The 25,988-nt window shown below is 71.3% G+C and carries 26 protein-coding genes; 19 read left to right on the top strand and 7 right to left on the bottom strand.

All coding sequences use genetic code 11. The features are described 5' to 3' along the window. Nucleotide 1 precedes the first annotated feature (1 nt). Entirely contained in the window at nt 2-772 is a 771-nt protein-coding gene (locus tag D3272_RS00585; protein ID WP_129217134.1) for a CpaD family pilus assembly protein, read from the top strand. After that, complete coding sequence (locus D3272_RS00580; protein WP_129217133.1) at nt 772-2,040, top strand: CpaE/TadZ family protein; 1,269 nt, start codon at nt 772-774, stop codon at nt 2,038-2,040. The genes D3272_RS00585 and D3272_RS00580 overlap by 1 nt, the downstream gene beginning before the upstream one ends. Nucleotides 2,041-2,077: 37 nt before the next feature. Here the strand turns inward: D3272_RS00580 and D3272_RS00575 are convergent, their stop codons facing one another. Continuing rightward, nucleotides 2,078-2,587: a hypothetical protein gene (locus tag D3272_RS00575; RefSeq protein WP_129217132.1), complete on the bottom strand. Its 510-nt coding sequence runs from the start codon at nt 2,585-2,587 to the stop codon at nt 2,078-2,080. Between the two features lie 155 nt (nt 2,588-2,742). Further along, nucleotides 2,743-3,075: a heme-degrading protein HmuQ gene (gene hmuQ, locus D3272_RS00570; protein ID WP_129217131.1), complete on the bottom strand. Its 333-nt coding sequence runs from the start codon at nt 3,073-3,075 to the stop codon at nt 2,743-2,745. Nucleotides 3,076-3,578: 503 nt separating this feature from the next. On the opposite strand from hmuQ, the gene D3272_RS00565 reads away from it, so the two are divergent. Then, nucleotides 3,579-3,950: a response regulator gene (locus D3272_RS00565; RefSeq protein ID WP_129217130.1), complete on the top strand. Its 372-nt coding sequence runs from the start codon at nt 3,579-3,581 to the stop codon at nt 3,948-3,950. An 18-nt stretch (nt 3,951-3,968) separates the two neighbouring features. Here D3272_RS00565 and D3272_RS00560 read toward each other — a convergent pair whose 3' ends face one another. Beyond that, nucleotides 3,969-4,355, bottom strand: coding sequence for a response regulator (locus D3272_RS00560; protein WP_129217129.1), 387 nt, complete (start codon nt 4,353-4,355; stop codon nt 3,969-3,971). A gap of 353 nt (nt 4,356-4,708) precedes the next feature. Between D3272_RS00560 and infC the strand changes: the two genes are divergently transcribed. Continuing rightward, entirely contained in the window at nt 4,709-5,236 is a 528-nt protein-coding gene (infC, locus tag D3272_RS00555) for a translation initiation factor IF-3 (protein ID WP_129217128.1), read from the top strand. 78 nt (nt 5,237-5,314) lie between these two features. Here infC and D3272_RS00550 read toward each other — a convergent pair whose 3' ends face one another. Next, entirely contained in the window at nt 5,315-6,334 is a 1,020-nt protein-coding gene (locus D3272_RS00550) for a CobW family GTP-binding protein (RefSeq protein WP_129217127.1), read from the bottom strand. Between the two features lie 127 nt (nt 6,335-6,461). Beyond that, nucleotides 6,462-7,346: a UTP--glucose-1-phosphate uridylyltransferase gene (locus D3272_RS00545; RefSeq protein ID WP_129217126.1), complete on the bottom strand. Its 885-nt coding sequence runs from the start codon at nt 7,344-7,346 to the stop codon at nt 6,462-6,464. Between the two features lie 192 nt (nt 7,347-7,538). On the opposite strand from D3272_RS00545, the gene galE reads away from it, so the two are divergent. The 5 genes from galE to D3272_RS00520 all read left to right on the top strand — a co-directional run bounded on the left by galE (nt 7,539) and on the right by D3272_RS00520 (nt 11,689). Further along, nucleotides 7,539-8,528, top strand: a complete 990-nt coding sequence (gene galE, locus D3272_RS00540; protein ID WP_129217125.1) for a UDP-glucose 4-epimerase GalE — start codon at nt 7,539-7,541, stop codon at nt 8,526-8,528. 82 nt (nt 8,529-8,610) lie between these two features. Beyond that, nucleotides 8,611-9,672, top strand: coding sequence for a DUF2332 domain-containing protein (locus D3272_RS00535; protein ID WP_129217124.1), 1,062 nt, complete (start codon nt 8,611-8,613; stop codon nt 9,670-9,672). Nucleotides 9,673-9,784: 112 nt separating this feature from the next. Continuing rightward, nucleotides 9,785-10,699 (top strand): thioredoxin, encoded by a 915-nt coding sequence (gene trxA / locus D3272_RS00530; RefSeq protein ID WP_129217123.1) that lies wholly within the window; start codon nt 9,785-9,787, stop codon nt 10,697-10,699. A gap of 38 nt (nt 10,700-10,737) precedes the next feature. Next, nucleotides 10,738-11,403 (top strand): LON peptidase substrate-binding domain-containing protein, encoded by a 666-nt coding sequence (locus D3272_RS00525; protein ID WP_129217122.1) that lies wholly within the window; start codon nt 10,738-10,740, stop codon nt 11,401-11,403. Nucleotides 11,404-11,461: 58 nt separating this feature from the next. Further along, complete coding sequence (locus D3272_RS00520; RefSeq protein WP_129217121.1) at nt 11,462-11,689, top strand: Trm112 family protein; 228 nt, start codon at nt 11,462-11,464, stop codon at nt 11,687-11,689. 118 nt (nt 11,690-11,807) lie between these two features. Here D3272_RS00520 and D3272_RS00515 read toward each other — a convergent pair whose 3' ends face one another. Further along, nucleotides 11,808-12,749, bottom strand: a complete 942-nt coding sequence (locus D3272_RS00515; protein ID WP_129217120.1) for a pseudouridine-5'-phosphate glycosidase — start codon at nt 12,747-12,749, stop codon at nt 11,808-11,810. 307 nt (nt 12,750-13,056) lie between these two features. Between D3272_RS00515 and D3272_RS00510 the strand changes: the two genes are divergently transcribed. The 7 genes from D3272_RS00510 to D3272_RS00480 all read left to right on the top strand — a co-directional run bounded on the left by D3272_RS00510 (nt 13,057) and on the right by D3272_RS00480 (nt 20,808). Then, nucleotides 13,057-14,376, top strand: coding sequence for a GNAT family N-acetyltransferase (locus D3272_RS00510; protein WP_129217119.1), 1,320 nt, complete (start codon nt 13,057-13,059; stop codon nt 14,374-14,376). Nucleotides 14,377-14,645: 269 nt separating this feature from the next. Next, nucleotides 14,646-15,209: a F0F1 ATP synthase subunit delta gene (locus D3272_RS00505; protein WP_129217118.1), complete on the top strand. Its 564-nt coding sequence runs from the start codon at nt 14,646-14,648 to the stop codon at nt 15,207-15,209. Then, complete coding sequence (atpA, locus tag D3272_RS00500) at nt 15,209-16,738, top strand: F0F1 ATP synthase subunit alpha (RefSeq protein WP_129217117.1); 1,530 nt, start codon at nt 15,209-15,211, stop codon at nt 16,736-16,738. The genes D3272_RS00505 and atpA overlap by 1 nt, the downstream gene beginning before the upstream one ends. 100 nt (nt 16,739-16,838) lie before the next feature. Then, nucleotides 16,839-17,717, top strand: coding sequence for a F0F1 ATP synthase subunit gamma (locus tag D3272_RS00495; protein WP_129217116.1), 879 nt, complete (start codon nt 16,839-16,841; stop codon nt 17,715-17,717). Between the two features lie 78 nt (nt 17,718-17,795). After that, the gene (atpD, locus tag D3272_RS00490; protein ID WP_129217115.1) at nt 17,796-19,274 is read left to right on the top strand and encodes a F0F1 ATP synthase subunit beta; all 1,479 of its coding nucleotides are present in this window, start codon (nt 17,796-17,798) and stop codon (nt 19,272-19,274) included. A 68-nt stretch (nt 19,275-19,342) separates the two neighbouring features. Then, a complete protein-coding gene (locus D3272_RS00485; RefSeq protein WP_129217114.1) occupies nt 19,343-19,744 on the top strand; it encodes a F0F1 ATP synthase subunit epsilon in 402 nt (133 codons plus the stop codon). An 89-nt stretch (nt 19,745-19,833) separates the two neighbouring features. Continuing rightward, the gene (locus D3272_RS00480; protein ID WP_129217113.1) at nt 19,834-20,808 is read left to right on the top strand and encodes an L-threonylcarbamoyladenylate synthase; all 975 of its coding nucleotides are present in this window, start codon (nt 19,834-19,836) and stop codon (nt 20,806-20,808) included. Between the two features lie 43 nt (nt 20,809-20,851). Here the strand turns inward: D3272_RS00480 and acuI are convergent, their stop codons facing one another. Continuing rightward, nucleotides 20,852-21,841, bottom strand: a complete 990-nt coding sequence (gene acuI / locus D3272_RS00475; protein WP_129217112.1) for an acrylyl-CoA reductase (NADPH) — start codon at nt 21,839-21,841, stop codon at nt 20,852-20,854. Between the two features lie 201 nt (nt 21,842-22,042). On the opposite strand from acuI, the gene D3272_RS00470 reads away from it, so the two are divergent. The 3 genes from D3272_RS00470 to D3272_RS00460 all read left to right on the top strand — a co-directional run bounded on the left by D3272_RS00470 (nt 22,043) and on the right by D3272_RS00460 (nt 25,882). Then, nucleotides 22,043-23,890 carry a tetratricopeptide repeat protein gene (locus D3272_RS00470; RefSeq protein ID WP_129217111.1) on the top strand — a complete coding sequence of 616 codons (1,848 nt, stop codon included), beginning with the start codon at nt 22,043-22,045 and terminating at the stop codon, nt 23,888-23,890. A gap of 161 nt (nt 23,891-24,051) precedes the next feature. Next, nucleotides 24,052-25,113 (top strand): RluA family pseudouridine synthase, encoded by a 1,062-nt coding sequence (locus D3272_RS00465; RefSeq protein ID WP_129217110.1) that lies wholly within the window; start codon nt 24,052-24,054, stop codon nt 25,111-25,113. A gap of 4 nt (nt 25,114-25,117) precedes the next feature. After that, complete coding sequence (locus D3272_RS00460) at nt 25,118-25,882, top strand: ATP12 family chaperone protein (protein WP_129217109.1); 765 nt, start codon at nt 25,118-25,120, stop codon at nt 25,880-25,882. The last annotated feature ends 106 nt before the right edge of the window (nt 25,883-25,988 follow it).

The following is a 25,988-nucleotide window of genomic DNA, read 5'->3' as shown; positions in this document are numbered from 1 at the left end:
CATGACAGCACCCTTCCTGCCCGCGCTGCCGACCCGCCGGCATGCCGCCGCCGCCGCGCTCTTCGCCGTGCTGGCGCTTCCCGTCGCCGGCTGCTCCCACCCCGACCGCGCCGTCGCCACCTCGGCGATCCCGGCCGACTATCACGAGCGCCACCCCGTGGCCCTGGTGAACGCCCGGCAGGCGATCGACATCTTCCTCATCGGGGTGGGCGGACAGCTCGACTACCGCCAGAAGCACGACCTCGAAGCCTTCTCGGCCGACTACCGGGCGCATGGCGAGGGCCTGATCCAGGTGCTGGTGCCGCGCGGGCCCGGCAACGCCCATGCCGCCGACGCCACGCTCACGGCCGTGCGCCGCGGGCTGGCGGCCTCGGGCGTGACCGGCGACATCGAGGTCGGCTCCTATGTCACGACGGATGCCAAGCTCGCCTCGGTGCTGCGCGTCAGCTTCGTCAAGCTGCAGGCGCGGGCGGCCAGCCGCTGCGGCGACTGGCCCAGCGACCTCGCCTCGGGCTCGTCGACCGACGGGTGGGAGAACCGCACCTACTACAACCTCGGCTGCGCCACGCAGCAGACGCTGGCGGCCCAGATGGACGACCCGCGCGACCTCGTGCGGCCCCGGGCCGAGGACCCCAGCGACGTCGTGATGCGGACGCGGGCCATCAAGGACCTGCGCGGCGACCAGACCAGTCCCACCCCGCTCGGCCTCGATCCCAGCACGAGCTGGACCCGGACATCCCTGTCGCCGATCGGCGCTGTCGGAAACAACTGATGACCGACGTTCCCGTCCCCGCCCGCGCCCTCGCCGAATCCGCCGCGGCCCGGGCCATCCCGCCCCTGCCGCGCATCTCGGTCCAGGCCTTCTGCGAGACCGCCGAGATCGCCGGGCTGATGAACGAGGCCATCGCGGACCGCCGCATGAGCCGGGCCCACGTCAAGGTCCACATGGGCGGGGCCCCGGCCGCCGTCGAAGCCTACCGCATCTCCCCGACGCCGAACCTCATCGTCATCGAAACCAACGGCGACCGAAGCACGCTCGTCGACCACCTCGACAAGCTGGCGGAGTACTGCGACAGCGGCACCAAGGTGGTGGTGATCGGGCGGCTCAACGACATCGTCCTCTACCGGGAACTGATCAGCCGCGGCGTCAGCGACTATCTCGTGGCGCCCTTCGCCGTGCTCGACTTCGTGCAGGCCCTGTCGCAGCTCTACCACCACGGCACCGCCAACCCCATCGGCCGCGTCATCGCCGTCGCCGGGGCCAAGGGCGGCGTCGGCGCCTCGACGCTGGCCCACAACGTCGCCTGGTCGATCTCGCGCCTCTTCGACGTCGCCACCACCATCGTCGACCTCGACCTGCCCTACGGGACGGCCGGACTCGACTTCAACCAGGACCCGCCCCAGGGCATCGCCGAGGCGGTTTTCGCCCCGGACCGGCTGGACGCCAACCTGGTGGACCGGCTCCTGTCCAAGTGCACGGACCGTCTCTCCATCCTGGCCGCCCCGGCCCTGCTGGAGCGGCCCTACGACTTCACCGAGACGGCCTTCGACGGCCTCTTCGACATCCTGCGGGCGACCGTGCCGGTCGTGGTGCTGGACGTGCCGCACGGCTGGACGGCCTGGAGCCGGCGGGCCCTGATCGGGGCCGACGAGGTCATCGTGGTGGCGGCGCCGGACCTCGCCAACCTGCGCAACGCCAAGAACCTCATCGACGTCCTGAAGAACGGGCGGCCGAACGACGCCGTCCCCAAGCTAGTGCTGAACGGCATCGGCGTGCCCAAGCGGCCCGAGATCGCCGCCTCGGATTTCGCAAAATCCCTGGACCTGCAGCCGAGCGCCACGCTGCCCTTCGACGCCAAGCTGTTCGGCACGGCGTCGAACAACGGCCAGATGCTCGGGGAGGTCGAGCCCGGCGGCCGCGTCGCCGAAACCTTCAACGAGATCGCCCGGACCGTCATGGGGCGCAGCGAGCCGCGCCGCGGCAAGCGGACCCTGTTCGATCCGCTGGTGTCCCGGCTCGCCCGCCTCAAGGCCTCCTGAAACCGCCGGGCGCGGCCGTGCCGCGCCCGGGCGGTGCTCAGGCCTTGCGCAGCGTGATCTTGACGTTCTGGACGTCGGTGCCCTGCGACACGATGGTGATGGCCTGCTGGTGCCCGTTGCTGCTGGCGGCGAGCTCGATCCCGAAGCCCGTGCCCTTGAGGCTGGCCTGGTACTGGCCCGGCGCCGGCACCCGCCCGGAAACGTCGCCGTCGACCTGTCGCGTGGTTTCGCGCCAGGTGCCCGAGAAGTTCTCCCCCTGCGCCACGACGTTGGCGATGATGTTCACCCGGTAGCTGTCGCTGGCGCAATTGACGTTGATGTTCAGCGCCTGGCCGCTCGGCCCGACCGAGTAGCTCGCCTTGCACTTGATCCGGTCGTGCGAGCCGTCCGACATCGTGATGTCGCCCGAGCCCGTCCACTCGCCCGGAAAGCCCGTGAAGGGCCCGGCCGCGAAGGCCGGGGCCAGGCTCGCGCCCGTCAGCAGAGCCGCGAGGGGCAGGGCCGCGGCGAGCCCGCGGAGCCCGAAACGATCGCCGTTCACGCGCATCACCCTATCTCCCCAAAAAGATCGTCCGGCGGCCGGCCGCGCGAGCGATTCGCACCGTCGCACGCCTCGCGATAGACATCGACCGACTTTCGCCCCAAGGCAATGCCGCAAGGACATGCGGGCAACCAACGCTTAACCGTACCGAAGGGTTCGGTTCACGTCGCCGCACCGCTCCGGCTCGCCAGGGTCTGGATGACGTCGAAGCCCTCGAACTCGGGGTGGCCGAGGTACATCTGCCGCGTGGAACCGGCGCCGCCGTGGGCCGAGCGGAACTGCTGGGACGTCGTCCAGGCCGAGAAACTGTCCCGGTCGGCCCAGATCGTGTGGGACGAGTAGAGCGTGTGGTCGTCGCGCTCGGGGCCCCGCAGCATGTGGAACTCGACGAAGCCCGGCACCGTGTCGAGGTGGCTCTCGCGGTTGAGCCACAGGTCCTCGAAGGCTTTCTCCTCGCCCTTGACCACCTTGAACCTGTTCATGGCGATGAACATCCCGACCTCTCCCTCGCTGGCGCGGCGGCCCTCGCCGCCCCGCTCGGGATATGTCGGCCGCGGAGCGGCCAATGACAGGGCGGAGCGCGCGTGCGATCCACAAATCGCCGCGCCCGGGCCTTATCTTCTGTTGCAGGTCGGGGTAGGTGACGTTTGTACCCCGCCGGTCGCCCGTGGCGCCTGATCGGGACCGCCGGGGCGATCCCGGGCGATCCGATGCTGCTCTTGGCCAGGGCGACTCCTGGCCGGGGCGACTCTTGCCCGAGGCGACTCTTGCCTGTGGCGACTCTTGCCCGTGGCGACGGCGGGGACGAAGTGATACGGCTCCGGCGGCGTTGCAGGCCGGTCGTCAGCGGAACCGGGGTTGAAGCGGCGATCCGACTCAAGTCGGCGTCGGCGCTGGGTTTTTCGAGCTGGAGTGTCGTCGCGGGAACGCGACATGCTTTGAGCGTCCCGCGACCGCGGCGGGGCTTGCGGTCCGTTGAGTGTGAAGGGCGTCGACCATGGAGAAGCCGTCCATCGTTCTGATCGTCGAGGACGATCCGCTGCTGGCCGAGATGGCTCTCGAGATGATCGGGGAAGCCGGCCTCCCGGCTGTCGCGGTCGATTCCGTCGATGCCGCGCTCGACTACCTCAAGGAGCATGCCGAGCGCGTCGCCGCCATGTTCTCGGACGTGAGGCTGAAGGGGCCGCTGAACGGCGTCGAACTCGCCGCCTTCGTGGCGGTGCGCTGGCCGACGATCGCCATCTGCGTGACGTCCGGCGTGGCGCTGGAGCGACCCTATCGCCTGCCGCGCAACGCCCGCTTCATGCCGAAGCCGTGGAAGGCCGGGGAAGTCATCGCCTTCGTGGAACAGGCGGCCGGCGCCCGCTGACGCGGACGGCCGCCGCCGTCAGCGGGCGCCGGCCACCAGGCGGGCGAGCGTCTGGCCCACCTCGTCCGACGTGAAGGGCTTCGGCAGGGTCGGCGTGTCCTGCCATTCGGGCGGCAGGCCGTGCGAGCCGTAGCCGCTGGAGAAGACCAGGGGCACGCCGCGCGAGCGGAGTTTGCTGGCGACCGGGAAGCTCGGCTCCCCGTTGAGGTTGACGTCGAGGATGGCGAGGTCGATGTCGGCGGCCTCGGCAAGTTCGGTCGCCTGGCGGATGTTCATCGCCGGTCCCACGACCTCGCAGTCGAAGTCGCCCAGGATGTCCTCGAACAGCATGGTGATCAGCGCTTCGTCCTCGACGACCAGCACCTTCTTGCCCTGGAGAACCCCGCGACCGTCGCCGTCCACCATCAAACCAACCCTCACCGCAGCGGCCCCGCCGCGCGCGGGGACAATCTTCGCGGCCGAGCTTACGCGCTTCGGCCGGCCCCCGCCACCTTGGACGCCCTGCGCCGTTGCGTCCGTCGGCCGAGCGCGCCCGCCCGTACCAGGCAGGGCCGCTTGCGTTTCGGGCCGGCGCACTAGGCTCGCGCGAGGCGCCCCCTGTCAATCCTGTTCCGAAGCGTCGATGCGGGCTTGACTGTTGGGGGAGTCGCGCCGATCTTCACCAGTCGAACCCCCGTCGCCATGGCCGTGGCGGGGCATTTCGTCGTCGCTGCCGCCCGCCCGATGTCTCAGTCGAGGAGAGAACCATTCGCCGCCCCATGAAAGCCGCTCCGGTCCCGCAGAAGGACGGGCCAAAGATCAATCGCGACATCCGCGTCCGAGAGGTGATGCTGATCGATGCCGAGGGTCAGAACCGGGGCGTCACGGAGATCACGGAAGCGCTGAGCATCGCCGAAGAGGCCGGCCTCGATCTCGTGGAGATCGTGCCGAACGCCAACCCGCCGGTCTGCAAGCTGCTCGACTACGGCAAGCACCGTTTCACCGAGCAGAAGAAGCAGGCCGAGGCCCGCAAGCGGCAGAAGATCGTCGAGGTCAAGGAGATCAAGCTCCGCCCCGGCATCGACGAGCACGACTACGACGTCAAGATGAGGGCCGTGAAGCGCTTCTTCGACGAGGGCGACAAGGTCAAGGTGACGCTGCGGTTCCGCGGGCGCGAGATGGCGCACCAGGACATCGGCTACCGGCTGCTCGACCGCGTGAAGACCGAGACGCTCGCCATCGCCAAGGTGGAATCCGAGCCGTCGATGGAAGGCCGCCAGATGGTGATGGTGCTGTCGCCGAAGTGACCCGGTGCCCCGCCGCGGGCACCCTGACCGTCGTGACGAGGCCGGCTTCCCGCCGGCCTTCGTCGTTTCTGGGGGCCGTCAGGCCGTGCAGGCGCGGAAACCCTCGCGGATGGCCGCCTCGGGCAGGTCGCGCCCGATGAACACGACCTTGGACAGGCGCTTCTCGTCCGGCTTCCAGTCGCGCTGGACGTCGCCGTCGAGCATCATGTGCACGCCCTGAAACACGAAGCGCTTGGGCTCGCCCTTGAAGGCGAGGATGCCCTTCGAGCGCAGGATCTTGCCGCCCTCGCGCTGCACGAGGTCGTTCAGCCAGGGCATGAACTTCGCCGGATCGACGTCGCCATCGTGGGCGATGGCGACCGACTGCATCTCCTCGTCGTGATAGTGCTTCAGCCCGCCGTGGCCGTGGTGGCCATGGTCGTGATGACCGTGGTCGTGGTCGTGATCGTGGTCGTCCTCGACCAGGAAGTCCGGCTCGATCTCGAGCACGCGGTTGAGGTCGAAGGCGTTGCGATCCAGCACCGCGTCGAGCGGCACGGCGCAACGCTCGGCCTTGTGCAGCTTGGCATAGGGGTTGATGGCGCGGATGCGGGCCTCGACCTCGCGCAGCTTGGCGGGCTCCACCGTGTCGATCTTGTTGAGGATGATGACGTCGGCGAAGGCGATCTGGTTCTTGGCCTCGGGCGCGTCCTTCAGCCGTTCGCTGAGCCATTTGGCATCCGCCACCGTCACGACGGCGTCGAGGCGCGCGTTGTCCTGAACCTCCTGGTCGACGAAGAACGTCTGCGCCACCGGGGCCGGGTCGGCGAGGCCGGTGGTTTCCACGATGATGGCGTCGAACTTGCCGCGCCGCTTCATCAGCCCTTCGAGGATGCGGATGAGGTCGCCCCGCACCGTGCAGCAGATGCAGCCGTTGTTCATCTCGAACACTTCCTCGTCGGCGCCCACCACGAGGTCGTTGTCGATGCCGATCTCGCCGAACTCGTTGACGATGACGGCGTATTTCTTCCCGTGCGGCTCCGTCAGGATGCGGTTCAGCAGGGTCGTCTTGCCGGCCCCGAGATAGCCGGTGAGCACGGTGACGGGAATCTTGTCCATGATGGTCTCCGATGGCGCGGACCGGGCCGTCGCGCCAGCGTTATATTGTAGCGGCGCCGCCGATTCAAAGGCGGCAGCGCCGTCGATCCCAAAGCCGTCGGTCACGAGGCCGCCGGCCTCGCCTCGCTCAGAGCGTGCCGACGATCTTGCGCAGTTCCGCCCGGAACCCTTCGGCGAGTTCGGGCCGCGACATGGCGAAGGCCACGTTGGCGGCGAGGAATCCGAGCTTGGAGCCGGTGTCGTAGGTGCTGCCGTCGAAGCGGGTGCCGTGGAAGGGCTGGCTGCCCAGCATCTTCTTCATGGCGTCGGTGAGCTGGATCTCGCCGCCCGCGCCCTTCTCGCCCCGTCCCAGGACCTCGAACACGGAAGGGTCCAGGATGTAGCGACCCGAGATCATCGAGGTCGAGGGCGCGGTGCCCAGCGGCGGCTTCTCGACCATGCCGTTGATCTCGAACTCGGCCCCCTTGTCGGCGCCGATCGAGACGATGCCGTACTGGTTCGTCTGGTCCATCGGCACCTCTTCGACCGCGATGACGTTGCCGCCGTGGCGCTCGTAGGTTTCGATGCACTGGGCGAGGCAGCGGCCGCCGCGGCGGCCCGGCAGGGTGACCATGTCGGGCAGCAGCACGGCGAAGGGTTCGTCGCCGATGATGTCGCGCGCGCACCAGATGGCGTGGCCGAGGCCGAGCGGCGACTGCTGGCGCGTGAAGCTGGTGGCGCCGGCCGCCGGAAGGTCGGCCATCATGGCCTGGTATTCCTTCTCCTTGCCGCGCCGCTTCAGCGTGTCCTCGAGCTCGTAGGCGATATCGAAATGGTCTTCGATGACGGCCTTGTTGCGCCCCGTCACGAAGACGAAATGCTCGATCCCCGCCTCGCGCGCCTCGTCCACCACGTGCTGCAGCACGGGCCGGTCGACGACTGTGAGCATCTCCTTAGGGATCGACTTGGTGGCGGGCAGGAACCGCGTGCCGAGCCCCGCCACGGGGAACACTGCTTTCCGAATCTTTCTCATGGGACCGTCCATCTCACCATCTTCCGGGCCGTGCCTGTCCGCCATTCGGTCCCGCGCGTCGTGAATGGGGGCTGAACTGTGAAAATCGCAACCTCGTGAGAGAGAGCGCATTCGATTTGTTCAATGCGCCGGTTTACGTTGCGTTGCATCGGGGGCAGGGGCTACCCGAATCGGGATGGATGGGAGTGGGCCATGGCGGTTCTGGTGACGGGCGGCGCCGGCTACATCGGCAGCCACATGGTGCTGGCGCTGCTCGATGCGGGCGAGGCCGTCGTCGTCGTCGACGACCTGTCGACCGGCTTTCGCACCGCCGTGCCGGAGGCCGCCACCCTGGTGGAGGGCGATTTCGGCGACCAGGCGCTGATGGAGCGGACCTTCGCCGAGCACGGCGTCGACGCCGTCGCGCATTTCGCCGCCCGCATCGTGGTGCCGGAATCGGTCTCGGACCCGCTCGGCTATTACCTCAACAACACCGCCAAGGCCCGCAACCTCATCGAGAGCGCGGTGCGGGCCGGCATCGGGCAGTTCATCTTCTCCTCGACGGCGGCCGTCTACGGCGAGACCGACTCCGGCCAGGTCACCGAGGACCGGCCGTTGAAGCCCGTGTCGCCCTACGGCCGCTCCAAGCTGATGGTGGAATGGATGCTGGAGGATGCGGGCCGCGCCTATGAGCTGCGTTCCGTCGTGCTGCGCTACTTCAACGTCGCGGGCGCCGATCCCAAGGGCCGGGCCGGGCAGTCGACCCGCGACGCCACCCACCTCATCAAGGTCGCCGTGCAGACGGCGCTGGGACGGCGCAAGCAGCTCGAAATCTTCGGCCAGGACTATCCGACGCCCGACGGCACCTGCCTGCGGGACTATATCCAGGTCACCGATCTGGCGCAGGCCCACATGGACGCCCTGCGCTACCTGCGGGCCGGCGGCGCCAGCCTCACCTGCAACGTCGGCTACGCGCGCGGCTATTCGGTGAAGGAGGTGGTGGACGTAGTCCGCAAGGTGTCGGGCGCCGCCGTGCCGGCCGTCATGTCGCCGCGCCGCGCCGGCGACCCCGCCGCCATCGTGGCGTCCAACGACCGGATCCGGGCCGAGCTCGGCTGGGTCCCCCAGCACGACGACCTGTCGGAGATCGTCGCCCAGGCGCTCGACTGGGAGCGGCGCCTGCACAACCGCGATGCCGGGTGACCACCGCCCGGCCCCTCGCGTTCCCGCGCGGCGCGGTCCATAAAGGCTGACGGCGGCGGCGGGCCGTCCCGGAGGGCGTGCCATGACGGGGCGATCGGAGCGGCGTGCGGGCGTTCTCGCGGCCTTCGACACCCAGGTCGGCTGGTGCGAGGCGCTGGGATCGCCCTTCACGGCCGCCGTGCTGCGGGCGGTGGCCGACGACATCGCGGCGGACGGGATCGCGGCCGCCCTGACCGAGGCCTGGCCCGGCGACCCGCTCGCCGACGCCCTGCCGCTGCGGCTCGCCGGGGCGCTCAACGGCCTCGTGCTCGCCGGGGCCGCGCCGGACCTCGCCGCCGCCTATCCGCCCGAGCCGCGTCCCGCGCCCGAGCCCCTGCGCGCGCTCGTCGCCGGCGCCCTGGCCCGGCACCGCGCCGCCATCCTCGCGGGCCTCGGCTCCCCGCCCCAGACCAACGAGGTCGGCCGCGCCGCCGTGCTGCTCGGCGGCTTCCTGCGCGTCGCCCACGAGACCCGCCTGCCGCTGCGCCTGCTCGAGATCGGCGCCAGCGCGGGGTTGAACGGCCGCTGGCCCGCCTTCCACTACCGCATCGGCGACCGGAGCTGGGGAGATGCCGCCAGCCCGGTCCGCCTGGCGCCGCAATGGCAGGGGTGGCTGCCGCAGCTCGATGCCCCGCTCGCCGTGGCAGAGTGGCGGGGCTGCGACCGGGAGCCGATCGACCTCGGCGATCCCGCCCAGCGGCTGAGGTTGAGGTCCTATGTGTGGCCCGACCAGCCGGAGCGGCTCGCCCGGCTCGACGGCGCCGTGGGCCTGGCGCTGGCCGACGGCCTCCGGGTGGAGCGCGCCGATGCCGCGCCCTGGCTGCGGGACCGCCTGGCGGAGCCGGCATCGGGGCACGCCACGGTCGTCTACCATTCGATCGTCTGGAAGTACCTCCCGGCGGCGACGCAGGACGACATCGTCGATGGCCTGCGGGCGGCGGGAGCGCTCGCCACCGCGGACGCTCCGCTCGCCTGGCTGCGCTTCGAATCCCTCCGGGAGGACCTGCGTCCGACGCTGCGCCTCACGCTCTGGCCCGGCGGGCGCGAGGCCGTCCTGGCCGAGGCCGGGCCGCATGGCGACCCCGTCGCCTGGATGGCCGACTGACGCGCCCGGCACCCGAGAGGGCTGCCGCGCCCGTGTTGCACAGCCGCCGCGCCCGCCCCATGTTTCCGGCACGGGGGCCGGTGCGCCGGCCGCAGGATTTCGGGGAACGTCGATGTCGTTTGGGAATGTCACGATCGGGGCCGGTGCGCCCGCCGGCGCCGCAAGCGCCGCCAAGGACGTCACCACGGCCTCATTCCGCCAGGACGTGATCGCCGAATCGGCGCGCCAGCCCGTGCTGGTCGACTTCTGGGCGCCCTGGTGCGGCCCGTGCAAGCAGCTCGGCCCGGTGCTGGAGAAGGCCGTCGCGGCCTCGAACGGCAAGGTCAAGCTGGTCAAGATGAACATCGACGACCACCCCGACATCGCCGGCCAGCTCGGCATCCAGTCGATCCCGGCCGTCATCGCGTTCCAGCGCGGCCAGCCGGTCGACGGCTTCGTCGGGGCGCTGCCGGAATCCCAGATCCGGCAGTTCCTGGAGCGCATCGCCGGACCGATGGGCGATCCGCTGAAGGAGATGCTCGACGAGGCCGCCGCCGCGGCGGCGGCGGGCGATGCCGAGACGGCGGCGGCGATCTATTCCGAGATCCTCGCCGAGGACGAGGCCAATGGCCCGGCCCTCGCCGGCCTCGCCCGGCTCCACCTCGAAGCCGGCGACCTCGACCAGGCCAGGGCCGTCCTGGCGCTGGCCACCGGCTCGGCCGCGGCCGATCCCGCCGTCGCGGCGGCGCGCGCCGCCCTCGAGAACGCCGAGCAGAGCGCCGACCTCGGCGACGTAACGGATCTCGAGCGTCGCATGACGGCCGACCTGTCCGACCACCAGGCGCGCTTCGACTACGCGCTGGCGCTGAACGCCAGGGGTCGGCGCGACGAGGCCGCCGATGCCCTCCTTGACATCATCAAGGCGGACCGCAGTTGGAACGAGGACGGGGCGCGCGTGCAGCTCCTCAAGTTCTTCGAGGAGTGGGGCTTCGCCGATCCGGCGTCGGCGGCCGGTCGGCGCAAGCTGTCGGGCCTCCTCTTCCGGTGACGGCGCATCTCGGTTGAACGGCGGGCGGGGATCGGAACATGAGCATCAACAAACCCTACCGCGGGCCGGACGACCTGCCCCAGGCCATCCCGGTGTTCCCGCTCAGCGGCGCCCTCTTGCTGCCGCTGGGCCAGTTGCCGCTCAACATCTTCGAGCCCCGCTACCTCGCCATGATCGACGACGCCATGAAGGGCGACCGGATCATCGGCATGGTGCAGCTCCTGTCCGACGCGCCGGGGCAGGGGTCGCGGCCGGCCCTCTACGACATGGGCTGCGCGGGGCGGATCACCTCGCTGGAAGAATCGGGCGACGGCCGCTACGTCGTCACGCTGACCGGTGTCGCCCGATACCGCATCGTCGAGGAGCTTTCGACGGTGACGCCCTATCGCCAGGCGCGGGTCGACTTCGCCCCTTTCGCGCGGGACTTCGACGAATCCGTCGAGCGCGACGCCGTGAACCGGGACGGCGTCATCCAGGCGCTGCGCCGCTTCGCCGAAGTGCACCGGCTGTCGGTGGATTGGGAAGGCATCGACGCCGCTCCGAGCGACCTGCTGGTCAACGCGCTGTCGATGATGAGCCCCTTCGGGCCCAAGGAGAAGCAGGCCCTGCTGGAGGCGCCCGACCTCAAGACGCGGGCCGATGTGCTGATCGCCATCGCCGAGATGGACCTCGGCCGGGACGGTGCGTCGGCGACCCTGCAGTGATACAGCAGGGCCGACGGGCCCGGCATCGCGGCCCGCGCCCGCCATCGAGACCGACCCCATGCCGACCACACCGGACGACCTGCCCACCACCAGCCCGGCCCCGGGCGGCGCGACCCGGGTCGACCGCCGCCTGCTCGAGATCCTGGTCTGCCCGGTGACCAAGGGCAGCCTGACCTACGACGCCGACCGCCAGGAACTCGTGTCGGAGGCCGCGAAGCTCGCCTACCCGATCCGCGACGGCATCCCCATCATGCTGCCCGAGGAAGCGCGCCCGCTCGACGGCTGACCATTTGCGGACGGAACCCGCGCTGCCCGACAGCGAAGAGCGCGATCTTCGGGTTTCGGCGGGCATCCACGGTCTCTGACCGCCCCGGCCGGCGCGGCGACGGCGGAGCGCCGCCGCCTCAAGCGGCCGCGAGCGCGACCGCGATCCCGGCGGCCAGACGGGCGTTGTTGAGGATCAGCGCGACATTGGTGCGCAGGCTGCGGCCGCCCGTCAGCTCCAGCATGCGTGACAGGATGAAGGGCGTGACGGCCTTGCCGCCGATGCCCTGCCGCCCCGCATCCGCCACGGCCTGCGCGATGAAACCGGCGATCTCGTCGGCCGGGATCGCGTCGGCGGCCGGCACGGGGTTGGCCACCAGCACGCCGCCGGACAGGCCGAGGCCGCGCTGCGCCAGCACCAGCGCCGCCACCTCGGCCGGCGTGTCGAGCCGCAGCGGCGCCGGTAGCCCGCTGTCGCGGCTCCAGAAGGCCGGGAAGCGATCGGTGCCGTAGCCCACGACGGGCACGCCGCGCGTTTCGAGATATTCGAGCGTGCGCGGCAGGTCGAGCAGCGCCTTCGCGCCGGCACACACCACCGTGACGGGCGTGCGGCCCAGTTCGTCGAGATCGGCCGAAACGTCGAGCGTCGTCTCCATGCCGCGGTGCACGCCGCCGATGCCGCCCGTGGCGAAGACCGCGATGCCGGCGAGGCGGGCGCAGATCATCGTGGCGGCGACGGTTGTGGAGCCGTCGCGCCGTCGCGCCACCGCATAGGCGAGGTCGGCGCGGCTCAGCTTCATCACGTCCGTGGCCTGGCCCAGGCGCTCGATCTCCGCCGCCGACAGCCCCACCCGGATGCGGCCGCCCAGCACCACGATGGTGGCGGGGACGGCGCCGCCCGCCCGGACGGCCTCCTCCACGGCCCGGGCCGTCGCGACATTGTCGGGGTAGGGCATGCCGTGGGTGATGATGGTGGATTCGAGCGCCACCACCGGCAGTCCGCGTGCCAGCGCCTCGGCAACCTCGGGAGACAGGTCGAGCGGCAGGCTCGCGGCGGCGTCGGGGCGCGGGGGCTGGGTCATGGCGGTCCATCGCGGGGTCGGGAGGGCGGCAGTCATATCCCCGACGGCGCCGGATCGGCAAACCGGCCCGGCCGAGCGCGCGTCCAACGCCCCAAGCCCGCGCCGCGCCGCGCTCCTTATCATTAAGGCTTCCTTAGGCGCGCGGTGTTGGACTCCGTCCCGAACGGGTGGCCCGGATCGTGGACCGGGCCCGCCCGTCGACGCGGGGGCTGCCTGCCCGTGCCGCGACGGCGCGGGGGTCTTCAGGGGCGGGTGGCGGTGTCTCCGGTCCCCCCGAAGCGACGCGGATCTGGAGGCTGTGCCGGTCATGCCCTTGCTGCCTCGCCGGCCGACCGCGCCGACACCCGCGCGCGACGTCGCGGCCCGCACCGTCTGGGACCTGCCCGAAGCGTCGCAGGCGACGGCCCGTCCGTCCGCGCGGCCCCAGCCGACCGCCGTGCGGCTCGAAGCGACCGGCGCGCGGCCCGGCGCCGTCCCGGACCTCGTGGTCGAGCGCGTCGCGCCCGCCGATGCCGCGCGCCACCGCGACGCCTGGCTCGACCTGATGGGCCGGGCGCTCGAAGCCAACGTCTTCCTCGACCCCGACTTCGCCCTGCCGGCGGCGCAGCACCTCGACGTCCGCCGCCGGCCCTGGTTGATCCTCGTCTGGGCCGATGCCGCCCGGGGGCCGACCGATCTCCTGGCCGTCTGGGCGGTGGTCGACCGGGCCGGCCCCGGCCGGGCGCTGGCGGTCTCCTGGCTGCATGAGTTCTCGACGCTGGGGATGCCGCTGCTCGACGGCGAGCGGGCCGATGCCGCGTTGCGGGCGCTGCTGCGCTGGGCCGCCAAGGGAGTGCCGGGCGCCCGCGGCCTCGTCGTCCGTGCGATGCCCGCCGACGGCCCCACGGCGGCGGCGTTGCGGAGGGCCGCGGCGGGGGCCGGCCACGCCGTCGCGGTGCTCGATTCGGTGGAACGGGCCGTGCTGCGGCGCGGGTCTCCGCGCGCCGGCCTCGCCGCGCTCTCGGCCAAGGGCGCCAAGGACCTCCGGCGCCAGCGCCGCCGCCTCGCCGAACGCGGCGCCCTCGCCTATGCCTCGGCCCGCGACGGCGACGCCTTGCGGAGTGGCGTGGAGCGCTTCCTCGCCCTGGAGGCCGCCGGCTGGAAGGGAGCGGCCGGCACGGCGCTGCTCGCCCGCACCGGCCACACGGCCTTCGCCCGTACGACGTCCCGCCTCCTCGGCCCCCGGGGATTGTGGCGGGTCGACAGTCTCGCGCTCGACGGCGAACCGATCGCCATGGCGCTGCTGCTGCGGGCCGGCAGCGTGGATTTCCTGTGGAAGATCGCCTATCGCGAGGACGCGGCGCGGCTCTCGCCCGGCGTGCAGCTCGTGCTCCACATCACCGAGGCCCAGCTCGGCGATGACGCGGTGTCGCTCACCGATTCCTGCGCCGTGCCCCGCCACCCCATGATCGACCGCCTGTGGCGCGACCGGCTGCGGCTCGAGGACATCGCCGTGGCGAGCCGCCCCGGCCCGTTCAGGACCTTCGCGGCCGCGGTCGCTGCGGAACGCGGCCTGCGTCGGCTGCGCGGCGCGCTCAAGCGCGCCGTGGTGGCGCTGCGGAAGGTCCGGCGCCGCGGCGACGGCTGACCCCGGGCGCCGCCGCCCGAACCCGCGGCAGGCCCACCGCGCGCCGCCACGACCCTGCCGTTTTCGTGGTCGCGGCCTTGCCTCGCCGGCGGCCTTTCCAAGGCGCCGTGTGCTTGCACCGGCCAAATCGCTATGTTAGTCCCCGCCCTGCAACGACCGCACCGGTCGTGATTGCAACAGCGGCAATCCATGGCCACCCATGGTGCCGGGGCTGGCGCATGCCGCCGTCCCGAAACACGCTGGACCGTCTTCGTCGAGGGTGAAACGCCGTGGCCGATGCCGAAAACATCGTATCCGGGATGGCTGGCCGTTACGCCTCCGCCCTGTTCTCGCTGGCCAAGGATTCGCGTTCCATCGACCGCGTCGCGCAGGAGCTGAGGAGCTTCGACGCGCTCGTGGAGTCCAACCCCGACCTGCAGCTCCTGGTCCGCAGCCCGGCCTTCTCCGCCGAGGACCAGTCGCGGGCGCTGAAGGCCGTGCTGGACAGGGTCGGCATCTCCGGCCTCACCGCCAACTTCCTGCTGCTGGTCGCTTCCAAGCGGCGGCTCTTCGCGGTCCGCACCATGATCCGCGGCTTCCTGGCGCTCGACGACGCCGACCGCGGCGTGTCGCGCGCCGCCGTCACGGTGGCGGCCCCGCTCGACGACGCCCAGCTCGCCGCGCTGAAGCAGTCCCTCGCCGAGGCCACGGGCGGCCGCAGCGTGGAGCTCGACGTGAAGGTCGATCCCGAGATCATCGGCGGCATCGTCGTGCGGCTCGGCAGCCGCATGGTCGACGCCTCGATCAAGACCAAGCTCAACTCAATCCGTACACGCATGAAAGAGGTCGGCTGATGGACATCCGCGCTGCTGAGATTTCCGACATCCTCAAGCGGGAGATCCAGAACTTCGGCACCGAGGCCGAGGTCACCGAGGTCGGCCAGGTCCTGTCCGTCGGCGACGGCATCGCCCGCATCTACGGCCTCGACAACGTCCAGGCCGGCGAGATGGTCGAGTTCGAGACCGGCGTGCGCGGCATGGCGCTGAACCTCGAGGCCGACAACGTCGGCATCGTGATCTTCGGCTCGGACCGCGAGATCGGCGAAGGCCAGACCGTCAAGCGCACCGGCGCCATCGTGGACGTGCCGGTCGGCAAGGAGCTGCTCGGCCGCGTCGTCGACGCGCTCGGCAACCCCATCGACGGCAAGGGCCCGATCGCCGCCACGCGGCGCGCCCGCGTCGACGTGAAGGCCCCCGGCATCATCCCGCGCAAGTCGGTCAACGAGCCCATGTCGACCGGCCTCAAGGCCGTCGACGCCCTGATCCCGATCGGCCGCGGCCAGCGCGAGCTCATCATCGGCGACCGCCAGACCGGCAAGACCGCCGTGGCGCTCGACGCCATCCTGAACCAGAAGGCCGTCAACCAGGGCACGGACGAGGGCTCCAAGCTCTATTGCGTCTACGTCGCGGTCGGCCAGAAGCGTTCCACCGTCGCCCAGCTCGTGAAGGTGCTGGAGGAGCAGGGCGCGATGGATTATTCCATCGTGGTCGCCGCCACCGCCTCCGACCCGGCCCCCATGCAGTTCCTGGCCCCCTTCGCCGGCTGCGCCATGGGCGAGTTCTTCCGCGACAACGGCATGCATGCCCTGATCGTCTACGACGATCTGTCCAAGCAGGCCGTCGCCTACCGCCAGATGTCGCTGCTGCTGCGCCGCCCGCCCGGGCGCGAGGCCTATCCGGGCGACGTGTTCTACCTGCATTCCCGCCTGCTGGAGCGCGCCGCCAAGCTTAACGACAAGGAGGGCAACGGCTCGTTGACCGCCTTGCCGGTGGTGGAAACCCAGGCCAACGACGTGTCGGCCTACATTCCCACCAACGTGATCTCCATCACCGACGGGCAGATCTTCCTTGAGACCGACCTGTTCTACCAGGGCATCCGCCCGGCCGTGAACGTCGGCCTGTCGGTGTCGCGCGTCGGCTCCGCCGCCCAGACCAAGGCGATGAAGAAGGTCGCCGGCAAGATCAAGGGCGAGCTCGCGCAGTACCGCGAGATGGCGGCCTTCGCGCAGTTCGGCTCGGACCTCGACGCCACGACGCAGAAGCTGCTCAACCGCGGTTCTCGCCTGACCGAGCTGCTGAAGCAGCCGCAGTTCTCGCCGCTGAAGATGGAAGAGCAGGTCTGCGTGATCTACGCGGGCGTGAACGGCTACCTCGACGCCCTGCCGGTGAACCGCATCCGCTCCTACGAGGACGGGCTGCTGGCCCTGCTGCGGTCCAGCCACATGCCGCTGCTCGACGCCATCCGCACCTCGAAGGACCTCAGCGACGACTCGGCCGGCAAGCTGAAGGGCGTCGTCGAGGGCTACACCAAGTCCTTCGCCTGAACCGGCGCGGGTCGCCCCGGCGCCCGCACGGCCACGACAACCGATCCATCCCGGGCCGTGAAGGCCCGGGGCGCCTCCTTCTCCGACAAGAGCCCTCGACATGCCGTCCTTGAAGGACCTGCGGAACCGGATCTCCTCGGTCAAGTCGACCCAGAAGATCACCAAGGCCATGCAGATGGTCGCGGCCGCGAAGCTGCGCCGCGCCCAGATGGCGGCCGAAGCCGCGCGTCCCTTCGCCGAACGCATGGAGAAGGTGCTGGCGAACCTGGCGCGCGGCATCGGTGCCGGCACGCAGGCGCCGCCGCTGCTGGCCGGCAACGGCCAGGACCGGACACACCTCCTCGTGGTCTGCACGGCCGAGCGCGGCCTCTGCGGCGCCTTCAACGGCTCCATCGTGCGCCTCGCCCGCGAACATGCCAATGCGCTGCTGCGCGAGGGCAAGACCGTGAAGATGCTGCTCGTCGGCAAGAAGGGCTTCGAGCAGCTCCGCCGCCAGTTCGAGCAGAACATCGTCGAGGTGATCGAGCTTCGCAACGTCAAGCAGATGGGGTTCGGCGACGCCGATCCCATCGGCAAGAAGGTCATCGCCATGTTCGAGGCGGGCGAGTTCGACGTCTGCACGCTGTTCTTCTCGCGCTTCCGCTCCGTCATCTCGCAGATCCCGACGGCGCTGCGGCTGATCCCGGCCGAACTGCCGAAGGAAACGGACGCGACGGGGACGGGCGCCGCCTATGACTACGAGCCCGGCGAGGAGGAGATCCTGGCGGCGCTGCTGCCGCGCAACATCTCCATCCAGGTGTTCCGCGCGCTGCTGGAGAATGCCGCGTCCGAGCAGGGCTCGCGCATGAGCGCCATGGACAACGCCACCCGCAACGCCGGCGAGATGATCAAGAAGCAGACGCAGATCTACAACCGTTCCCGCCAGGCGATGATCACCAAGGAACTGATCGAGATCATCTCGGGCGCCGAAGCGCTGTAAAGCGCGCCGCCCGCGCCATCTCCTTCCCACCACAGACGTCGAAGCCGCCGCGCCCCGCGCGCACCACGTGAGGACACCATGGACGACTTTTCCCAGAACAGCGGCGGCAGCCTCAACGCCACCCAGAACCGCTCCCCGGGCCACATCACCCAGGTCATCGGCCCCGTGGTCGACGTCAAGTTCGAGGGCCACCTGCCCGAGATCCTGAACGCGCTCGAAACCTCGAACAACGGCAACCGTCTCGTGCTCGAGGTCGCCCAGCATCTCGGCGAGAACGCCGTGCGCTGCATCGCCATGGACGTGTCCGAGGGGCTGACCCGCGGCCAGTCGGTCACCGACACCGGCAAGCCCATCATGGTTCCGGTCGGCGAGGGCACGCTCGGCCGCATCATGAACGTCATCGGCGAGCCGGTCGACGAACTCGGGCCCATCAAGGCCGACGACACCCGCGCCATCCACCAGGCCGCCCCGGCCTATTCCGAGCAGTCCACCGACGCGCAGATCCTCGAGACGGGGATCAAGGTCGTCGACCTCCTCGCTCCCTACGCCAAGGGCGGCAAGATCGGCCTGTTCGGCGGCGCCGGCGTCGGCAAGACCGTGCTGATCATGGAACTCATCAACAACGTCGCCAAGGCGCACGGCGGCTACTCGGTCTTCGCCGGCGTCGGCGAGCGCACCCGCGAGGGCAACGATCTCTACCACGAGATGATCGAGTCTAAGGTCAACATGGACCCGCACGAGAATGGCGGTTCGGCCGCCGGTTCCAAGTGCGCGCTCGTCTACGGCCAGATGAACGAGCCCCCGGGCGCCCGCGCCCGCGTGGCCCTCACCGGCCTCACGGTGGCGGAGGACTTCCGCGACAAGGGGCAGGACGTGCTGTTCTTCGTCGACAACATCTTCCGCTTCACCCAGGCGGGCTCGGAAGTGTCGGCGCTGCTCGGCCGCATCCCCTCGGCGGTGGGCTACCAGCCGACGCTGGCCACCGACATGGGCGCCCTGCAGGAGCGCATCACCACCACCAACAAGGGCTCGATCACCTCGGTCCAGGCCATCTACGTCCCGGCCGACGACCTGACCGACCCGGCGCCCGCCACCTCCTTCGCCCATCTCGACGCCACGACCGTGCTGTCGCGCTCGATCGCCGAGAAGGGCATCTACCCGGCGGTGGATCCGCTCGACTCGACCTCGCGCATGCTGTCGCCGCTCGTCGTCGGCGAGGAGCATTATGCCATCGCCCGCCAGGTGCAGCAGGTGCTGCAGCGCTACAAGGCGCTGCAGGACATCATCGCCATCCTGGGCATGGACGAGCTGTCGGAAGAGGACAAGATCGCCGTCGCCCGCGCCCGCAAGATCGAGCGCTTCCTCAGCCAGCCCTTCCACGTGGCCGAAATCTTCACCGGCTCGCCCGGCAAGCTCGTGTCGCTGGCCGACACCATCAAGGGCTTCAAGGGCCTGGTCGAGGGCAAGTACGACCATCTCCCCGAGGCGGCCTTCTACATGGTGGGCAACATCGAGGAAGCCATCGAGAAGGCCGGCCGGCTCGCCAAGGCGGCTTGAGGCTTCGGGTCTGAGACGACGCGCGGCGCGCCTCCGGGCGGCGCCGCGCTTTTCGCAAGGGATGTGAGATGGCCGCCTTTCCGTTCGAACTCGTGTCGCCCGAGCGCCTGCTCTTCACGGGCGAGGTCGAGTCCGTCGTCGTGCCGGGCTCGGAAGGCGAGTTGACGGTCCTGAAGGACCACGCCCCGCTCATGACGACGCTGAAGCCCGGCATCGTCACCGTGACGGAGACGGGCGGCCGGGCGCAGCGCCTGTTCGTCCGCGGCGGTTTCGCCGACGTGGCGCCCACGGGCCTGACGATCCTGGCCGAAAGCTCCGTGCCGGTCGAGCAGCTCGACGCCGCCAAGCTCGATGCCGAGATCAAGGATGCGCAGGACGACGTGAACGACGCCTCGACCGACGAGGGTCGCCGCCTCGCCACCGAGAAGCTGAACCAGCTCCAGGAGCTGCGCGGCGCCCTGTCGATCTGACCCGACCGCCGGTTCCAGCCCGAGGCCGCGCGCTCCGTGAGGGGCGCGCGGCCTTCGCTTTTTGTCGGCACCGTCGGTATCGTCGGACCATGACGCACGACCCCAGACCCACGGCACGCCTTTCAGCAGACCCTGCCGGGATCGCCGCGGCCGCCGGCCTGCTCCGCGGCGGGCGCCTCGTGGCCTTCCCGACCGAGACCGTCTACGGCCTCGGCGCCGATGCAGGGAGCGCCGAGGCCGTGGCCGGCATCTACGCCGCCAAGGGTCGGCCCCGCTTCAACCCGCTCATCGCCCATGTGGCGGACCTCGATGCCGCCCGGGAGCAGGGCGATTTCGGCCCCGACGCCCTGGCGCTGGCCCGCGCCTTCTGGCCCGGCCCGCTGACGCTGGTGGTGCCGGTCGGTCCCCGTTGCACGGTGTCGGACCTGGCCCGCGCCGGCCTCGACAGCGTGGCGCTGAGGGTGCCGGCCCACCCCGTGGCCCGGGCCCTCATCGCCGCCGCCAGCGTCCCGGTCGCGGCCCCTTCGGCCAACCGTTCGGGCCGCATCAGCCCGACGGCGGCGGGCCACGTCCTCGACGATCTCGAGGGACGCATCGACGCCGTGCTGGACGGCGGGCCGACCGAGGTCGGCGTGGAATCCACCATCGTGTCCTGCCTCGGCGCCCCGATTCTGCTGCGGCCGGGCGGCGTGACGCGCGAGGCGATCGAGGCCGTGCTGGGCCGGCGGCTCGCCGATGCGGCGGCGGGCGGCGCCACGGTGGCGCCCGGCATGCTGGCCTCCCATTATGCGCCGCGGGCGGCCGTGCGGCTCGACGCCCTGGCATTGCGGGCCGGCGAGGCCGGGCTCGACTTCGGCGGGATCTTCGTGGGGCAGGGCGGGCCGGTGCTCGACCTGTCGCGGCGGCGGGACCTTGCCGAGGCCGCCGCCAACCTCTTCGGCCACCTGCGCGGCCTCGACGGGCAGCTGGCCGGGCGCGGAAGCATCGCGGTCGCCCCGATCCCGGCCGAGGGGCTCGGCGAGGCGCTCCGGGACAGGCTGGCGCGGGCCGCCGCGGAGCGGTGACGGACCCGTCGCCCTCTCCCGCCCGGCGGGAGAGGGCCGGTCCTCAGCCCCCGATCTCCACCACCACGCGCCCCCGCACCTTGCCGTCGAGGATGGTGTGCGCGGTCGGCACGATGGCGTCGAAGCCGATCGTCGTCGTCAGCGCCTTCAGCTTGTCCTTGTCGAGGTCCCGCGCCAGGCGGTCCCAGGCGGCGATGCGACGCTCCCGGCTCGCCATGACGCTGTCGATGCCGAGCAGCGACACGCCGCGCAGGATGAAGGGCATCACGGTGGCGGGGAGGTCGGCGCCCTGCGCCAACCCGCAGGCCGCCACGGCGCCGTTCGACCGGGTCTGCGCGATGACGTTGGCGAGCGTGTGGGAGCCGACCGCGTCGACGCCGGCGGCCCAGCGCTCCTTGCCGAGCGGGCGGCCGGGCTTCGACAATTCGTCGCGCGCCACGATCTCGGCGGCGCCGAGGTCGCGCAGGAAGCCTTCCTCCTCGGGCCGGCCCGTCGACGCCATCACCCGCCAGCCGAGGCGGCTGAGCAGCGCCACCGCGACCGAGCCGACGCCGCCCGCCGCCCCCGTGACGATGGCGGCGCCGTGCTCGGGCGTGACGCCCGCCTTCTCCAGCGCCATCACGGCCAGCATGGCGGTATAGCCGGCCGTGCCGATCGCCATGGCGTCGGCGGCCGTGAAGGTCGGCGGCAGCGGCACCAGCCACTCGCCCTTGACGCGCGAGCGCTCCGCGTAGGCGCCGAGATGCGTCTCGCCCGTGCCCCAGCCGTTGAGCACCACGGCGTCGCCCGCCTTCAGCCCCGGATGGCTCGTCTCCTCGACGATACCGGCGAAGTCGACGCCCGGGATCATGGGGAAGCGCCGCACCACCGGGGACCGCCCCGTGATGGCGAGCCCGTCCTTGTAGTTGACGGTGGAATGGGTGACCCGCACCAGCGTGTCGCCCGGCATGAGGTCGGCCTCGTCGAAGGCGACGGGGGCCACGGTCTGCCCGGATTCCGTCCGGTCGATGCGCAGCGCCTTGAAGGTGCCCATGGTGGTTTCCTGTCCCTCGTCGGTTTCCCGCGATGAGAACGCGCGGCGGCCCCGGGCGTCAACCGCCACGCCTCGGCGGCGGGGGGGCGCCCTTGCGGCACCAGCGCAAAAAGGACATCTTCGCTCCTCACCGTGCTGCGGACGGCGCGCGCCCGTGCCCCTGCCGGGGTGGGAGCCGCCCCCAAACCCGACAAGGTCCCCGTGCCCGAACTCTTCTTTCCGCGCCGCGCCGCGGCCTGCCTCGCGGCCCTCCTGCTCGCCGGCACGGCCCTGACCCTCCCCGTCCAGGCGCGCGAATCCATCGCCCTGCCGCCGCCCCCCGACGTCAGCGGCAGCGTGACGGGCAACTACCTTTCGGCGCTGGTGGCGGGCGCGGACCGCGACACCCAGGCGGCCTCGGCCTATTTCAAGGAAGTCCTGCGGTCCGATCCCCGCAACCCGGAACTCATCGAGCGGACCTTCGTGGCCGCCCTGTCCAACGGCGACGTCGATGACGCGCTCGACTTCGCTCGCCGCCTCGTCAAGGCCGACCCGAAGAACGGCCTCGCCCACATGGTGCTGGGGCTCGGCCAGTTGCGCGACAGCCATTGGATGGCGGCCCGGCGCGAGTTCAGCTCGGGCGGCGCCGGCCGCGAGCACGACATCACGGCGACGCTGCTCACCGCCTGGTCCTTCGCCGGCCAGGGCGACGAGAAGAAGGGCCTCGCCGCCATCGACGAGCTGAAGGACACCGGCTTCGCGGTCTTCCGCGACTACCACGCCGCCCTGATCGCCGACATGGCCAACGACCTGCCCGAGGCCACGAAGCGCTTTAAGACCGCCTATGCCGAGGACCACACGATCCTGCGGCTCGTCGACGCCTATGCGCGGTTCGAGGCGCGCCACGGCGCCAAGGACGAGGCGCTGCGGGCGCTCGCCGCCTTCGGCGAGATCCTGCCGCACCATCCGCAGATCGAGGCGCTGACCGCCGACATCACGGCCGGCAAGCCCATCCAGCCGCTCGTCAAGACCGCGCAGGAAGGCGCCGCCGAGGTGCTCTACGGCCTGGGGGCGGCGGGCGGCCGCCAGGGCGACGAACTCGCCGCCATGATCTACCTGCGCCTGTCGCTCTTCCTCGCCCCCAACAACAGCCTCGCCCAGATCACGCTGGCCGACCTGTACGGGCGGCTGAAGCAGAACGAGCAGGCCATCGCGGTCTACAACAGGGTGCCGGATGCCAGCGCCCTGCGCGACAATGCCGACGTGCAGACCGGCCTCACGCTCGACGTGATGGGGCGGCCCGAAGACGCGATCCGCTACCTCAAGGACATCGTGGCGCGGCACCCCGCCGACATCGACGCCCTGACCACGCTCGGCAACGTGCAGCGCGAGCAGAAGCAGTACGGCCCGGCGGCCGCCACCTACGGCCAGGCCCTCGCCACGCTGGCCCCGGGCGACAAGGCCGCCTGGACGCTGCTCTACTTCCGCGGCATCTCCTACGAGCGCGACAAGCAGTGGCCCAAGGCCGAGGCCGATTTCCAGGAAGCCCTGCGCCTCAACCCGGATCAGCCGGTGGTGCTCAACTACCTCGGCTATTCCTGGGTCGACCGGGGCGAGCACCTCGACGAGGCCTTCAAGATGCTCCGCAAGGCTGTGGCGCTGCGCCCGGAGGACGGGTTCATCGTCGACAGCCTGGGCTGGGCCGACTACCGCCTCGGGGATTACGCCGGGGCCGTGAAGGAGTTGGAGCGCGCCATCGTGCTCAAGCCCGGCGACCCGACCATCAACGACCATCTCGGCGACGCCTACTGGCGAACCGGCCACAAGCTCGAGGCGCAGTTCCAGTGGAACCACGCGCGCGACCTCAAGCCCGAGGCCGACGACCTGCCGGCGATCCTCGACAAGATCGCCCATGGCCTGCCGGACCTGAAGCCCACGGCCGCCGCCGAGGGCAAGGCACCCGACGGCAACGCCCCCGAGCCTGCCGCCCCCACCGCCGCCCCGGCCGTCGATACGTCCCCCAAGGCCCCGGAAGGGTCGGCGCCGGCCGGGTCCACGCCGCCGAAATAGAGAGGCGTCCCGCGTCGCCGAAATAGGCTTGCATCCCGCGTCGCGGGGCGCCATGTCGATGGCGTGCCGTGGCCGGCGCCCGTCCCGGGACCCGCCGCGGCGCGGCTGTTGGCGTGGCGCGATCATATCGGTCCCTCTGCCCCCCGATATGGAGTGAACCGATGAGCGTCGAGACCCTGGTCGTCACCGCGGACGAGGACGGCATGCGCCTCGACCGCTGGTTCAAGCGGCGCCACCCGGAACTGACGCTGGGCCACCTCAACAAGATCGTCCGCACCGGCCAGGTCCGCATCGACGGCGCCCGCACCAAGACCTCGGCCCGGGTCGCGCCCGGCCAGACCGTGCGGGTGCCCCCGCTGAAGATGGCGGACTTCCCCGCGCCCGTCGTGCGGCGCCCCACCCATTCCGAGGAGGACCGACGCGCCATCCTCGAGATGGTGCTGTTCGAGGACCGCGACGTCTTGGTGCTGAACAAGCCCTACGGCCTCGCCGTGCAGGGCGGCTCCGGCACCGTGCAGCATGTCGACGGCATGCTGGCGAGTCTCGCCGACGCCGCCGGCAACCGGCCGCTCCTGGTGCACCGGCTCGACCGCGACACGTCGGGCGTGCTGCTCGTCGCCCGCAGCCGCAAGATGGCGGCCGACCTCGGCGAAGTGTTCCGCTCGCGCCAGGCCCGCAAGCATTACTGGGCGCTGGTCGAGGGCGTGCCCAAGCCCGCCCAGGGCCGCATCTCGCTCTTCCTCGCCAAGGGCGAGGGCATGGGCAACGACCGGGCGGATCGCCCCAAGGGCGGCGACCGCGCCGCCATGGAGCGCATGCGCGTCGCCAAGCACGGCGACCCGGACGCGCAGCATTCCGTGACGCTCTATGCCACCGTGGACCGCGTGCTGCCGCGGCTCGCCTGGCTGTCGATGAAGCCCATCACGGGCCGCACCCACCAGCTTCGCGCCCATGCCGAGGCCATCGGCCACCCCATCGTGGGCGACCCGAAATATTTCGTGGCGCCGCCGGGCGGTGCCAAGCACGTCGACCCCGCCCGCGCCGTGCCGACCGACGTGGAGCGCAAGCTCCACCTGCTGGCGCGCCGCCTCGTGCTGCCGAACCCGCGCGGCGGCACGCTCGACGTGACGGCGCCGCTGCCGCCCCATATGCAGAAGAGCTGGGACCTGTTCGGCTTCGACACGAAGCAGTTCGACCCGATCGAGAACGCCCCCGAGGACTGACGCGATGGTGGACGAGCCCGGACCCATGATCCCGGGGCGCCAGGCCCCGCCCGCCAAGCCGAAGCGCTTCTACGCGCTGGCGAGCGTCGCCGAACGCGACGGCGGCTTCGCGCTGCTGCTCGATGGGCGGGCGGCCCGCACCCCCGCCCGCCGTCCGCTGGCGCTGCCGTCGGAGCCGGTCGCGGCGGCGGTGGCGGGCGAATGGAACGCGCAGGTCGCCGTCATCGACCCCGCGAAGATGCCGCTGACCCGCATCGCCAACAGCGCCATCGACGGCGTGGCGGAACAGAGGGACGCCGTCGCCGCCGAGGTCGCCACCTATCTGGGCTCCGACCTCCTGGTCTACCGCGCCGCCGATCCCGCGCCGCTCGTCGCCGCCCAGGCGGCGGCCTGGGATCCCGTGCTCGACTGGGCGCGCCAGGCTTACGGGGCGCGGTTCATCCTGGCCGAGGGCGTGACCTTCGTGGCGCAGCCGCCCGCGACGCTGGCGGCGCTCGGGCAGGTGATAGATGGGCTGGTCGGGCAGGGGCCCGCCGCCCCCTTCCGGCTCGCCGCCCTCAACGTCATGACGACGCTGACGGGCTCGGCGCTGCTGGCCCTCGCCGTGATGCACGGCCGCCTGTCGCCCGAAGCCGCCTGGGCTGCTGCCCATGTCGACGAGACGTTCCAGGAGTCCCAGTGGGGCAGCGACGCCGAAGCCCTGGAGCGCCGCGACCGCCGCTGGGCCGACATGCGCGCCGCCGCCACGCTGGGCCTCTTGGCGGGCTGACCCGCCTGTCGGGCCACTCGGCGGCCCGGCCGTCCCGCCCGCTCGTCGCCGATCCCGCCGGCACGAGCCCAACCGCCCCCATGACGAGGAAAGCCCCCGACGGCAG

Origin of the sequence: Lichenibacterium ramalinae, from assembly GCF_004137085.1 — a bacterium.
GTDB lineage: Bacteria > Pseudomonadota > Alphaproteobacteria > Rhizobiales > Beijerinckiaceae > Lichenihabitans > Lichenihabitans ramalinae.
Note: the sequence above shows the minus strand (reverse complement) of the source record. Positions and strands in the feature narration are given on the sequence as shown.